Origin of the sequence: Streptomyces sp. NBC_01465, assembly GCF_036227325.1 — a bacterium.
Lineage (GTDB): Bacteria > Actinomycetota > Actinomycetes > Streptomycetales > Streptomycetaceae > Streptomyces.
The window spans coordinates 661,349-673,862 of sequence record NZ_CP109467.1 but is presented as its reverse complement, the minus strand read 5'-3'; the positions used below and the strand labels follow the sequence as shown (position 1 = coordinate 673,862).

Annotated in this window: 10 protein-coding genes; 5 read left to right on the top strand and 5 right to left on the bottom strand. The window is 72.4% G+C overall.

The features are described from left to right. Window position 1 precedes the first annotated feature (1 nt). The 3 genes from OG707_RS02955 (at window position 2) to OG707_RS02945 (ending at window position 4,877) form a co-directional block, all read left to right on the top strand. The gene (locus OG707_RS02955; protein WP_329114002.1) at window positions 2–628 is read left to right on the top strand and encodes a YigZ family protein; all 627 of its coding nucleotides are present in this window, start codon (window positions 2–4) and stop codon (window positions 626–628) included. 71 nt (window positions 629–699) lie between these two features. Next, window positions 700–1,866 carry an exonuclease SbcCD subunit D gene (locus tag OG707_RS02950; RefSeq protein WP_329114000.1) on the top strand — a complete coding sequence of 389 codons (1,167 nt, stop codon included), beginning with the start codon at window positions 700–702 and terminating at the stop codon, window positions 1,864–1,866. Continuing rightward, window positions 1,863–4,877 (top strand): SMC family ATPase, encoded by a 3,015-nt coding sequence (locus OG707_RS02945; RefSeq protein ID WP_329113998.1) that lies wholly within the window; start codon window positions 1,863–1,865, stop codon window positions 4,875–4,877. Before OG707_RS02950 ends, OG707_RS02945 begins: the two co-directional genes overlap by 4 nt. Here the strand turns inward: OG707_RS02945 and OG707_RS02940 are convergent. Further along, window positions 4,867–5,313, bottom strand: coding sequence for an Lrp/AsnC family transcriptional regulator (locus tag OG707_RS02940; protein ID WP_329113996.1), 447 nt, complete (start codon window positions 5,311–5,313; stop codon window positions 4,867–4,869). The two genes, OG707_RS02945 and OG707_RS02940, sit on opposite strands and share 11 nt — an antisense overlap. 94 nt (window positions 5,314–5,407) lie before the next feature. Between OG707_RS02940 and OG707_RS02935 the strand changes: the two genes are divergently transcribed. Next, the gene (locus OG707_RS02935) at window positions 5,408–5,893 is read left to right on the top strand and encodes a rhodanese-like domain-containing protein (RefSeq protein ID WP_329113994.1); all 486 of its coding nucleotides are present in this window, start codon (window positions 5,408–5,410) and stop codon (window positions 5,891–5,893) included. Window positions 5,894–5,955: 62 nt separating this feature from the next. Here OG707_RS02935 and OG707_RS02930 read toward each other — a convergent pair whose 3' ends face one another. Then, window positions 5,956–7,638 carry a DUF885 domain-containing protein gene (locus tag OG707_RS02930; RefSeq protein WP_329113991.1) on the bottom strand — a complete coding sequence of 561 codons (1,683 nt, stop codon included), beginning with the start codon at window positions 7,636–7,638 and terminating at the stop codon, window positions 5,956–5,958. Between the two features lie 43 nt (window positions 7,639–7,681). Beyond that, window positions 7,682–8,170 (bottom strand): Lrp/AsnC family transcriptional regulator, encoded by a 489-nt coding sequence (locus tag OG707_RS02925; protein WP_329113989.1) that lies wholly within the window; start codon window positions 8,168–8,170, stop codon window positions 7,682–7,684. 59 nt (window positions 8,171–8,229) lie between these two features. Here OG707_RS02925 and OG707_RS02920 point away from each other — a divergent pair, with 59 nt between their 5' ends. Further along, complete coding sequence (locus OG707_RS02920) at window positions 8,230–9,423, top strand: trans-sulfuration enzyme family protein (RefSeq protein WP_329113987.1); 1,194 nt, start codon at window positions 8,230–8,232, stop codon at window positions 9,421–9,423. Here the strand turns inward: OG707_RS02920 and OG707_RS02915 are convergent. Then, window positions 9,359–10,729, bottom strand: coding sequence for a GNAT family N-acetyltransferase (locus OG707_RS02915; RefSeq protein ID WP_329113985.1), 1,371 nt, complete (start codon window positions 10,727–10,729; stop codon window positions 9,359–9,361). The genes OG707_RS02920 and OG707_RS02915 overlap by 65 nt on opposite strands. Window positions 10,730–10,857: 128 nt before the next feature. Next, window positions 10,858–12,438: an alkaline phosphatase D family protein gene (locus OG707_RS02910; protein ID WP_329113982.1), complete on the bottom strand. Its 1,581-nt coding sequence runs from the start codon at window positions 12,436–12,438 to the stop codon at window positions 10,858–10,860. Between the last annotated feature and the right edge of the window lie 76 nt (window positions 12,439–12,514).

Here is a 12,514-nt window from a genome sequence, read left to right as displayed (position 1 = left end):
GATGCAGGAGCAGTACCTGACCCTCACCCGCGCCGGCGTCCACGAGACCGAGATCAGCCGGTCGCGCTTCCTCTGCGCGCTCGCACCCGCGGCGACCGAGCAGGAGGCGCAGGACTTCGTCGCACGGATCCGCAAGGAGCATCCGACCGCCTCGCACAACTGCTTCGCGTACGTCATCGGTGCCGACGCCTCCGTCCAGAAGGCGAGCGACGACGGCGAACCCGGCGGTACGGCCGGCGTCCCGATGCTGCAGATGCTGATGCGACGCGAGGTGCGGTACGCCGTCGCGGTCGTCACGCGCTACTACGGCGGCGTGAAGCTGGGAGCGGGCGGGCTGATCCGGGCGTACGGAGGAGCCGTCGGGGAAGCGCTCGACGCGGTCGGCACCGTCACGCGCAGGCGCTTCCGGCTGGCCTCCGTCACCGTCGACCACCAGCGGGCCGGGAAGCTGGAGAACGATCTCCGTGCCACCGGGCGGGCCGTGCGCGAGGTGCGGTACGCGGAAGCCGTGACCATCGAGATCGCGCTGCCCGACGCCGACGTGGAGTCCTTCCGCGGCTGGCTCGCCGACACCACCGCGGGGGCGGCGGTGCTGGAGCTGGGCGGCGAGGCGTACGGCGACGCCTGAGTGCCACCGGAAAGCACGGATACGGGAGTAACCGCCCGTGATGTCAGACCCGCCGGTTAACCTCGGGGATCATGAGGCTCCTGCACACGTCCGACTGGCACCTGGGACGGTCCTTCCACCGGGTCGGACTTCTCGACGCCCAGGCCGCGTACCTCGACCACCTGGTGGCGACGGTCCGCGAGCGCGACGTCGACGTGGTCCTGGTCGCCGGTGACGTCTACGACCGGGCGGTCCCTCCGCTCGCCGCCGTCGAGCTCTTCGACCGGGCGCTGCACCGCCTCGCCGACTCCGGGGTGCAGACGGTCATGATCTCCGGCAACCACGACTCGGCCCGCAGGCTCGGCGTGGGCGCGGGACTCATGGAGCGGGCCGGCATCCATCTGCGGACCGATCCGGCCGGCTGCGCCACCCCGGTGGTGCTCACCGACGCACACGGCGATGTCGCCTTCTACGGGCTGCCGTATCTGGAGCCCGCGCTGGTACGGGACGGACTCGGCGCGGCGAAGGCGGGGCACGAGGCCGTGCTCGCGGCCGCCATGCGACAGGTGCGCGCCGACCTCGCAGGACGGGACGCGGGCACCCGCTCCGTCGTTCTCGCCCATGCCTTCGTCGCGGGCGGCGAGCCCAGCGACAGCGAGCGCGACATCACCGTCGGCGGGGTGGCCGCCGTCCCGTCCGGGGTCTTCGACGGCGCCGACTACGTCGCGCTGGGGCATCTGCACGGCTGCCAGGCCGTCACCGAGCGCGTCCGCTACTCCGGCTCCCCGCTCGCCTACTCCTTCTCCGAGGTCGACCACCGCAAGACCATGTGGCTCATCGATCTGGGACCCGGCGGCGAGATCGACGCCGAGCGGCTCGACTGCCCGGTGCCGCGCCGCCTCGCCCGGATCAGGGGCAGGCTCGACGAACTCCTGGAGGACCCCGCGCTCGTACGGCACGAGGAGTCCTGGGTCGAGGCGACGCTCACCGACCCGGTGCGGCCGCCCGAGCCCATGGCGCAGCTGGCGGGGCGCTTCCCGCACGTGCTGAGCCTCCTCTTCGAGCCCGAACGGGCCCCGGAGGATCCCCTCGCCTCGTATGCGCAGCGGCTCAAGGGACGCAGCGACCAGCAGATCGCCGAGGACTTCGTGGCGCATGTGCGGGGCGGGGCGGGGCCGGACGCACGGGAGCGGACCGTACTGGTCGGCGCCTTCGACGACGTCCGCGTGGACGACGGTGTGAAGGAAGTGGCCCGATGAGACTGCACTCGCTGCACATCAGCGCCTTCGGCCCCTTCGCCGCACCGCAGACGGTCGACTTCGACGCACTGTCCTCCGCCGGACTCTTTCTGCTGCACGGGCCGACCGGGGCGGGCAAGACGTCCGTCCTCGACGCCGTCTGCTTCGCGCTGTACGGGGCGGTGCCCGGGGCCAGGCAGAGCCCCGGTGCCTCGCTGCGCAGCGACCACGCCGCCGACGCACAGCTGACCGAGGTCCGGCTCGAACTGACCGTGGGCGGACGCCGGTTGGAGATCACCCGGCAGCCCGCACAGCCACGCCCCAAGAAGCGCGGCACCGGCTACGTCACGGAGAAGGCGCAGAGCTGGCTGCGCGAGTACGACCCGCAGGCCGGGAAGTGGGAGGCGCTGAGCCGCTCCCACCAGGAGATCGGCGAGGAGATCGGCCAGCTCGTCGGGATGAGCAGGGAGCAGTTCTGCCAGGTCGTGCTCCTGCCGCAGGGCGACTTCGCTCGCTTCCTGCGCGCCGACGCCGAGGCACGAGGCAAGCTCCTCGGACGCCTCTTCGACACCCGCCGCTTCGCCGCCGTGGAGGAACGGCTGGCAGAGCTGCGGCGTGCGGCGGAACACCAGGTGCGCGCGGGCGACGAACGGCTGCTGACCCTCGCGCACCGGATGGCGGAGGCCGCGGGCAGGGCGGCGGCCGGGGAGTGGCCGTTGCCCGACGCACAGCCCGGCGACCCCGGGCTGGCCGAGTCCGTACTGGAATGGGCGGCGATCGCCCGCAGCGGCGCCCGCGAAAGGCTCGACATCGCGGCCGAAGCCGTACGGGCGGCCGAGAACCGGCAGGCGGCCGCACGGATCGAGCTGGACTCCCTGCGCGAACTGGCCAGGCTGCAGCAGCGGTACGCGGACACGCGGCGCCGCGCCGGTGAACTGGCGGCCCGCCGCCCCGAGTACGAGCAGCTCAAGGCGCGCCTGGACCGGGCGCGGAAGGCGGAGCGCGTGGCGCCCGCGCTCTCGCTCCGCGACGAGGCGACCCGCGCACACGGCGCGGCGAGCGGCAGCCGTGAGAGATCCCGCGCACAGCTCCCCGACACGCTCGCGGACGCCGGCGCCGAGCAACTCTCCGCGCTGGGACGGACGTTGCGCCAGGAGCTGGGCGGACTCGACGCCGCCCGCAGGGACGAGCGGCGCAGCGCGGAGATCACCGCGGAGCTCGTGGAGCTGGAGCGCGAAGCGCGCGGAGACGACGAACTGATCCAGGAATCGGCGGGCTGGCTCTCCGGCTGGGAGGGCGGACGCCGCCGGCTGCAGGACCGTATCGAGGCGGCCCAGGAAGCGGTGGCCCGGGCCGAGCACCTCGCCGGCCAGCTGGAGCCCGCCCGTGGCAGGCTGCAGGCGGCACGCGAGCGCGACCGGCTGGAGAGCGGGACCGCCCAGGCCGCGGACCGGCTGAGCGCCGCCCGTGAACAGGCCGCTGCGGCCCATGAGTTCTGGCTCGACCTCAGAGAGCGCCGACTGCTCGGGATCGCCGCCGAGCTGGCGGCGGGCCTGCGTGAAGGCGAGGCCTGCACGGTCTGCGGGGCGAAGGACCACCCGGCGCCGGCGCAGGCCGGAGCGGACCATGTCGACCGGGCGGCGGAGGAAGCGGCGTACGAGCGCCACACCCGTGCCGAGGAGGCCCGCGCCGAGGCCGAGCGGCAGCTCGCCCGCGTACGGGAAGCGGTCGCCGTGGCGCGCGGCGAGGCGGGCACCGCCACCGTGGCCGAACTGGCCGAGCTGACCGGCCGGTTGCAGCAGGAGCACTCCGAGGCGCACGCGGTCGCGGCCGGAATGCACGCGGCCCGCGAAGCTCTCGACCGCGCCGAGCGCGAGCACACGGGGCGCGTCGCCGCCCAGCAGCAGGCCGAACTGCGCGCCTCGGGACGCACCTCACGGCGTGAGGCCCTGGAGGGTGAACGGATCGCGCTGGAGAAGGAGTTGACCCGGGCCCGCGGAAGCGAGGGCAGCGTCGCCGCGCACGCCGCGCTCCTCGAGCGGCGGGTACGGCTCCTCGAAGAGGCCGTCGAGGCAGTGCGTGCGGTCGAGACGACCGCACAGCGTCTGAAGGAGGCCGACGACAGGCTTGCCGACGCCGCGTTCAAGGCCGGCTTCGACACCCCGCAGGCAGCCGCAGCCGAGCTGCTCCCCGAGGAAGGCCACCGCCGGCTCCAGCACCAGGTGGACGCCTGGCAGGCCGAAGAGGCGGCGGTCGCCGACCGGCTCGCCGAGCAGGACGCGGCCGAAGCCGCCGGGCTGCCGCAGGCGCGCCCGGACATCGCGGGCGAAGCCTTCGACCGGGCGGAGCGGGCCGTCCGGGAGGCGGGCTCGGCGCTCGACGCCGCCCACGAGCGCGCCGCCGCCCTCGCCCGGCTCTCGCGGCAGGCCGCCGACGAGCTGCGGGGACTCGGACCGCTGCGCGAGGAGTACGACCGGGTGGCCCGGCTGGCCGGACTCACCGCAGGGACCTCCTCGGACAACGAACGCAGAATGCGCCTGGAGTCGTACGTGCTGGCCGCCCGCCTGGAGCAGGTCGCCGCGGCCGCCACCGTACGCCTGCACCGCATGTCTTCCGGCCGCTACACCCTGGTGCACTCCGACGCCCGGGCGGGCGGCCGCAGCCGCTCCGGCCTCGGGCTGCACGTCGTCGACGCCTGGACCGGACGCGAGCGGGACACCGCGACGCTCTCGGGCGGCGAGACGTTCTTCGCCTCGCTCGCCCTGGCACTCGGCCTCGCCGACGTGGTCACCGACGAGGCGGGCGGCACCCGGCTCGACACCCTCTTCATCGACGAGGGCTTCGGCAGCCTCGACGACCAGACGCTCGACGAGGTCCTTGACGTACTGGACTCGCTGCGCGAACGGGACCGCAGCGTCGGCATCGTCAGCCACGTCGCCGACCTGCGCCGCCGGATCCCCGCCCAGCTGGAGATCCACAAGGAGCGCGACGGTTCGCAGGTGAGGCTGCGCGCCGCTGGACTCAGCGGCTGATGGGGCGCCGCGGCAGCGGCGAGGAGTAGACGACGCTGGTGGTCACCGAGCCGAGGGTCGCGATCTTGCCGGAGACCTCCTCCAGATGTGCCATGGAGCGCGCCGCGACCTTGATGACGAAGCAGTCGTCGCCGGTGACATGGTGCGCCTCCAGGATCTCCGGAGTGACCGCCACCAGATCGTGGAACGGCTTGTAGTTGCCGTTCGGGTAGCGCAGTCGCACGTACGCGAGGATCGGCAGCCCCAGCCGGTCCGGGTCGACCACGGCCGCGTAACCCGAGATGACCCCGGACTCCTCAAGCCGCCGCACCCGCTCGGTCACGGCGCTCGCTGACATGGAGACGGCCCGCGCCAGCTCGGCGAAGCTGGCCCGGCCCTCCCGCTGGAGGACATCGAGAATGCGCCAGTCGGTGGCGTCCGGGGAATACTCGGTCATGAGGGAAAGGTAAGCGCCGAATCACCGGTCGATCAAGGCAAGTGCCGGGGAATCCCACTTCAAGAGATGATCACCGCGCCGTAGATTTTGAGGCATGACAACACAGCTCACCGCCCCCGCCAACGCCGTCCTCCGCGTCCCTGCGGCGTCCCCCGCAGCGGCCGCCGCCTACTTCTCCGCCAGCCTGGCCTTCCACGCGGACGTCTCCGACGTCGCCGCCGCGCTCGGCGCAGAGGGCGACCCGGGCTTCGTCGTCGTCGACTCGCGCTCCACCGCCTCCTGGGACCAGGGCCACATCCCCGGCGCGGTCCACCTGCCGACCGCGCTCATCGCCGAGCAGGCCGAGCGGCTCCTCGACAAGTCGGTGCCGGTCGTCACCTACTGCTGGGGCCCCGGCTGCAACGGAGGCACCCGCGCGGCGCTCGCCCTCGCGGAACTCGGCTTCCAGGTCAAGGAGATGCTGGGCGGCTTCGAGTACTGGGCGCGCGAGGGCTTCGCGTTCGAGACCTGGGAGGGCACGGAGAAGCGCGACGCCGACCCGCTGACCGCCCCGGTCGACTCCGAGGACTGCGGCTGCTGAAGACGCGGCGGAGGCCGGGCCCCGGGCGGTGCGCCCGGGGCCCGGCCTCCGTACAACTGCCGTTACAGCTTCGACAGTTCGTCCACCAGGTCGTCCAGACCCAGCGAACCCTGCGACAGCGCCGCCATGTGCCAGGCCTTCGCGTCGAAGGAGTCGCCGTGCGCCTTGCGGGCGTTCTCCCGGCCGAGCAGCCAGGCGCGCTCGCCCAGCTTGTAGCCGATCGCCTGCGCGGGCATCGACAGGTAGCGGGTCAGCTCGCTCTCCACGAAGTCCGCGGGACGGCCGCTGTGATTGCCGAAGAACTCCTGGGCCAGCTCGGGCGTCCAGCGCTCACCCGGGTGGAAGGGCGATTCCGCCGGGATCTCCAGCTCCAGGTGCATGCCGATGTCCACGATCACCCGGCAGGCGCGCATCATCTGCGCGTCCAGGTAGCCGAGCCTGCGCTCCGCATCCGTCAGGAAGCCCAGCTCGTCCATGAGCCGCTCCGCGTACAGCGCCCAGCCCTCGGCGTTGGCGCTGACCCCGCCAATGCTCGCCTGGTAGCGGGAGAGCTGGTCGGAGACGTGGACCCACTGCGCCAGCTGCAGGTGGTGGCCGGGGACACCCTCGTGGTACCAGGTCGACACGAGGTCGTACACCGGGAAGCGGGTCTCGCCCATGGTCGGCAGCCAGGTGCGGCCCGGACGGGAGAAGTCCTCCGACGGAGGGGTGTAGTACGGGGCCGCCGCACCGCCCGGAGGGGCGATGCACGACTCCACCTTCCGCACCCGCTCGGCGAGTTCGAAGTGGGTGCCGTCCAGCGCGTCCATCGCCTCGGTCATCAGCTCCTGCAGCCAGACCTGCACCGCCTCGACGCCCTCGATGTGAGTGCCGTGCACGTCGAGATGGGCCAGCGCCTCCCAGGGGCCCGCGCCCGGCAGGATCTTCTCGGCCTCGGTCTTCATCTCGGCCAGCAGACGGTGGTACTCCGACCAGCCGTAGGCGTACGCCTCGTCCAGGTCCAGGTCGGTGCCGTTGAAGTAGCGCGACCAGCGGGCGTACCGCTCACGGCCCACCGTGTCGGGGGCGCCGGCGACGGCGGGCGCGTACACGTCGCGCATCCAGTCGCGCAGCGCCACGACCGCCTCGGTGGCGGAGCGGCCCGCGGTGTCGAGCTCCTTGCGCAGCGCGTCGGGACCGGCCGCGGCGAAGTCCTCGAACCAGCCGCGCTCCTCCCCGGCCCAGTCGGTGAGCTGCTCGATGAACGTCGCGGTCGGGCGCGGCCCGCCGAGCAGTCCGCGCTCGAGACCCAGGGCGAGCGACTGGCGGTAGCCCTCGAACGCGGCCGGCACCGCGGCCAGCCGCTCGACGACCGCGGCCCAGTCCTCCTCCGTCTCCGTCGGCGTCACGGTGAACACCTCGCGGATGCCGTGCGCGGGGGAGTGGATGTTGGAGACGGCGCGCAGCGCCTCGTCGCTCTCGTGGACGGCGAGTTCGGCATTGAGGCGCTCGCGCAGCAGCCGTCCGCAGCGCCTCTCGGCGTCGCTGTCCGCACCGGGCAGTTGCTCGGCCGCGTCCAGCTTCAGAAGCGTCGCACGGGCGAGGGCGGCGAGGCGCTCGGTGCCCGCGGGGGAGAAGTCGGGCAGGCGCGAGGAACTCTCCGCGACTCCGAGGTACGTACCGTTGATCGGGTCGAGGGCGATGAGCTCGTCGACGTAGGCATCGGCGACCTGACGGGGCAGTGAGCTGCTGGAAGTCTCTGACATGCGGCCCATCCTCGTATGAAAGAGGGGCCCGCGTCATCACTATTCAGGCCCGGACTCCTGACGCGGGCGGCAGCAGCGGCCCGCACTCCCACTGCTGGAAGATGAGCCGCGTCTCCACCCTGGCGACCTCGCGCCGCGCGGTGAACTCGTCGAGGACGAGCCGCTGGAGATCGGCGGTGTCGGCCACCGCCACATGGACCAGATAGTCCTCGGGCCCGGCCAGATGGAAGAGCGCCCGCGACTCGGGCAGCGCCCGGATCCGGTCCACGAAAGGACCGACGAGCTCGCGGCGGTGCGGCCGCACCTGTACGGAGAGAAGCGCCTCGAGACCGCGCCCGAGCTTCGCCGGATCCAGCCTCAGCTGATGTCCGAGAATCACCCCCGAGCGGCGCAGCCGCGCCACCCGGTCCAGGCAGGTCGACGCGGCGACGCCCACCTCGGCGGCGAGCTCCCGATAGGTGGTCCGGGCATCGTTCTGCAGCAGGCGGAGTATGTGCAGATCGACCGGGTCCAGTGCGACAGATGCGGTCATCGGGCGAACGTAACACGGCAGTTGACGGCGGATGCCCGGGGGTTGTTCACAGTACGGCCATGGAAACCGACGTCACGACCACACCCAGGGCCCTGGCCACCGAAGCCGTGCACGCCGGACGCGAAGACCTCGCCGGTCTCGGACTGCACGCCCCGCCGCTCGATCTGTCGACGACCTACCCCTCCTACGACAGCAGGGCGGAGGCGGCCAGGATCGACGAGTTCGCCGCCACCGGCGCCCGCCCCGAGGGCCCGCCCGTCTACGCCCGGCTCGACAACCCGACCACCGGCCGCTTCGAGACGGCGCTCGCCCGCCTCGAAGGGGCCGACGCCTCGGTCGCGTTCGCGAGCGGCATGGCGGCGCTGACCGCGGTCCTTCTCGTACGGGCGGCGGAGGGCCTGCGCCATGTGGTGGCGGTGCGTCCGCTCTACGGCTGCAGCGACCACCTCCTGACCGCAGGGCTCCTCGGCACCGAGGTCACCTGGGTCGACCCGGCCGGTGTCGCCGACGCGATCCGCCCCGACACCGGTCTGGTGATGGTCGAGACGCCCGCCAATCCGACGCTGAAGGAGACCGACATCCGGGCGCTCGCCCACTCCTGCGGCACCGTCCCGCTGCTCGTCGACTCCACCTTCGCGACCCCGGTGCTCCAGCGGCCGATCGAACTCGGCGCGCGGATCGTGCTGCACAGCGCCACCAAGTACCTGGGCGGGCACGGCGATGTGATGGGCGGAGTGGTGGCCTGCGACGAGGAGTTCGCCGCGAAGCTCCGCCAGATGCGGTTCGCCACCGGCGGCGTACTGCACCCGATGGCCGGATATCTGCTGCTGCGCGGCCTGTCCACGCTTCCCGTACGGATGCGGGCCGCGTCCGCGACCGCCGCCGAACTGGCCCGCAGGCTGGCGGCCGACCCGCGCGTGGCACGCGTCCACTACCCGAAGCTGGGCGGCGCGATGATCTCCTTCGAGGTGTACGGCGACCCGCACCGGATCATCGCGGGCGTACGGCTCGTCACCCCCGCCGTCAGCCTCGGGAGCGTCGACAGCCTCATCCAGCATCCGGCCTCCATCAGCCACCGCATCGTGGCCGAGGGAGACCGTCGCTCCGCGGGGGTCAGCGACCGGCTGCTGCGCATGTCGGTCGGGCTCGAGGACGTCGAGGACCTGTGGCGGGACCTGTGCGAGGCCCTCAGTACTCAGCCTGCTCGTGACGAAGACGCGACCGGACCGGTGTGGCATTCAGCCGTGCGGTGACCACCAGGGTGCCGTCCTCGATCTGGTAGTCCAGCGGCAGACCGAGGCCCCGCATGGCCGCCACCATCCCGGTGTTGGAGGCCTGGGTCACCGCGTACACGCTCTCGCAGCCGGCCTCGACGGCGAGTGCGACGAGCCGGCCGAGGAGCTCGGAGCCGATGCCCCGGCGCTGCCAGTCGTCCTCGACGAGCAGCGCCACCTCGGTCTCGTCGCCGTCCCACAGAAGATGGCCGAGCGCGACGATCCGCCCCGACGCGGTCTGCACGGCGAGCGTGCGGCCGAAGCGGGGGCTGAGGAGGTGGTTGAGGTAGCGGTCCGCGTCGCCGACCGGGCCGTGGTAGCGCAGGCCGAGGGTCCGCTCCGAGCAGCGCTCCTGCATCTCGCGGGCGGCCTCGGCGTCGGACTGGTCGGCCCGCCGTACGGTGATCTCGTTGCCCTCGGGCAGGGTGAGGACGTCCTCGCTGCGCGGGATGCGCGGTCCGAGCCTGGCATCGAGCTCGACGAGGGCGCGGGCGCGCGCGCCCTCGGTCGGGGTGAACGGCAGATAGGGCCGCTCGACGGTGATGACACCGCCCGACGGGTCGCGCAGCCGCAGGGACGTCCCGTCCAGTACGCCTTCCACGGGAGCGGTCTCGCCCGTGGGCCGGCCCGTGATCGATACGGCGGGAAGCGAGTGGATCGTGCAGCGGCCGAGCAACTGGCGCAGGGCGAGCGGCAGTTCGGCCGCGTCCAGTGCGGTGCGGGTGGCGAGGCCGAGGATCCGGGTCGGCGCGTCCACCAGGTCGTGGGCGTCGGCCCGCTCGATCCAGGTGTCCAGGCCGCCGGCCGCGGCGACCTCCCTGCTCAGCTGGGAGGCCTGCAGGGTGGCGGGGGCCCGGAGCAGGAACTCGTCGACCGTGCCCTCGGCGAGCGGGTGGGTCTGCAGGGTCAGGATGTCGACGCGGTGGCGGGCGAGCGCGGTGCAGAGCGCACCGAGGGCGCCCGGTTCGTCCCGTACGGTCGTGCGCATCCGCCACAGGGCGGTGTCCGTGTCCGTGGCCTGCGCGACGGGGGTCGGATCGGTGTCGGTGTCGGCGGCCGGTGGTGCATGGCTGTGGCGGCGTGCCCACCATGTGTGGAATCCGGCCGTGGCGGCGAGTGCGACGGCCGAGAACACCAGCAGGTACCGGCCGTCGGGGCCGTGCGCGACCAGATTGGCGATGCCGTCGGCGACGGCGACGGCGGTGAAGAGTGCGGCGAGTTCGACGAGGTCCCGCCGCCAGTGGTGCGGACGGCGGGCGCTCTTCGAGGAAGTCACATCAGTCATGGCATCACTCTGACAAAGCGGTGTTGCGTGATCACGAACGTTTTGTGACTGACGGGTTAAGTGTGGTTTTGGTCGTTTGGATACCTTTTCTCGCCACGGATGGCGTGAAATGCCTGGATACCTTGCCGTTACTGGCCGACGCGCCCGGGCTGCAGAACCTGGGTGAACAGGACGGTGCCGCCCTGCGCCCGCAGCCGTACCGTCAGCTCACCGCTCTCGCCGTCGATCTCCACCTCGCCGTAGTACGGCGGATTCTCCAGCGGCGAGGCATTGGCGACCGCCGGGGCCGCCACGAAGACCCGGTCGGGCCCGAACGTGGCATCCAGCTGACTCGCCTGGAAAGCCCCCGCGGCCAGCGGCCCCGAGACGAACTCCCAGAACGGCGCGAAGTCCTTGAACGCCGCCCGCTCCGGAACGTAGTGCTGGGCGGAGGTGTGGTGCACATCGGCGGTCAGCCACAGCGTCCCGGTGATCCGCCTGTGCTTGATGTACCGCAGCAGCTCCGCGATCTGCAGCTCCCGTCCCAGGGGCGCGCCCGGGTCCCCCTGCGCGACCGCCTCGAAGTCGGTTGCCCCGTCGGGGACGACCAGACCGAGCGGCATGTCGGCGGCGATCACCTTCCACGTCGCGCGCGACCGCGACAGCTCGCGCTTCAGCCACGCCAGCTGCTCCGCGCCCATGATGCCGGTGGTGTCGTCGCTCTGCCGGCCGGGGGAGTTGGCGTCGCGGTACGTCCGCATGTCGAGGACGAAGACATCGAGCAGGGGACCGTGGTGCACCACCCGGTGCACCCGGCCGCCGGGCCGGTCCGGGCGCAGCGTCGAGATCGGGAAGTACTCGCGGAAGGCCCGCATCGACCGGGCGGCCAGCACGTCGACGTTCTTCTCGGCGTAGCGCACGTCGTCGAGGATCTGGCCCGGGTACCAGTTGTTGCGCACCTCGTGGTCGTCCCACTGGATGATCGAGGGCACCTGGGCGTTGAACTGACGCAGGTTCCGGTCGAGCAGGTTGTAGCGGAAGTTGCCCCGGTACTCGTCAAGGGTCTCGGCCACCTTGGACTTCTCCACGGTGGTCACATTGCGCCACACCCGCCCGTCGGGCAGCGTCACGCTGGGCAGGATGATGCCGTCGGCGTAGATGTTGTCACCGCTGCACAGGAAGAAGTCGGGGTCCAGTCGGCGCATTTCGTCGTAGACGGTGTAGCCGCCGATGTCCGGGTTGATGCCCCAGCCCTGCCCTGCGATGTCGCCGGACCACAGGAAGCGCACCCCGTCCCTGCGGTGGGCGGGCGCGGTGCGGAAGGTGCCGAGCACCGGCTCCGAGGTGCGGCGCGGGTCGTCCGGGTCGGAGAGCGTGACGCGGTAGTGGATCTGCTCGCCGGCGGGCAGACCGTGCAGCGCGGTCGTCCCGGTGAAATCGGTGCCGGAGCCGAGCAGCGGGCCGTGCCAGCTGCGGGCGCGGCGGAAGGACTCGGTCGCCGAGGTCTCCACCGTCATACGGGCCGGACGGTCCGAGCGCGCCCAGACGATGCCCGACGAGGTGGTGATGTCGCCCGCCTGGACACCCCAGTCGGCGCGGGGGCGCCCGGAGAGCGCCTGTGCGGGGGCGGCGGCGAGCCCGGCGGGCAGGGCCAGCGCGGCCGAAGCGGCGAGCGAACCGCGCAGGACGGTGCGGCGGTCGGGTACGGGGATACGGGGGCTGTACGACATCGATGCGCCTCCAGGGGCGGGTCGGCCGGGTGTGCCGAGCCATGCCTACTGCCCGGCCGAGGCGCCCGTGCGAACC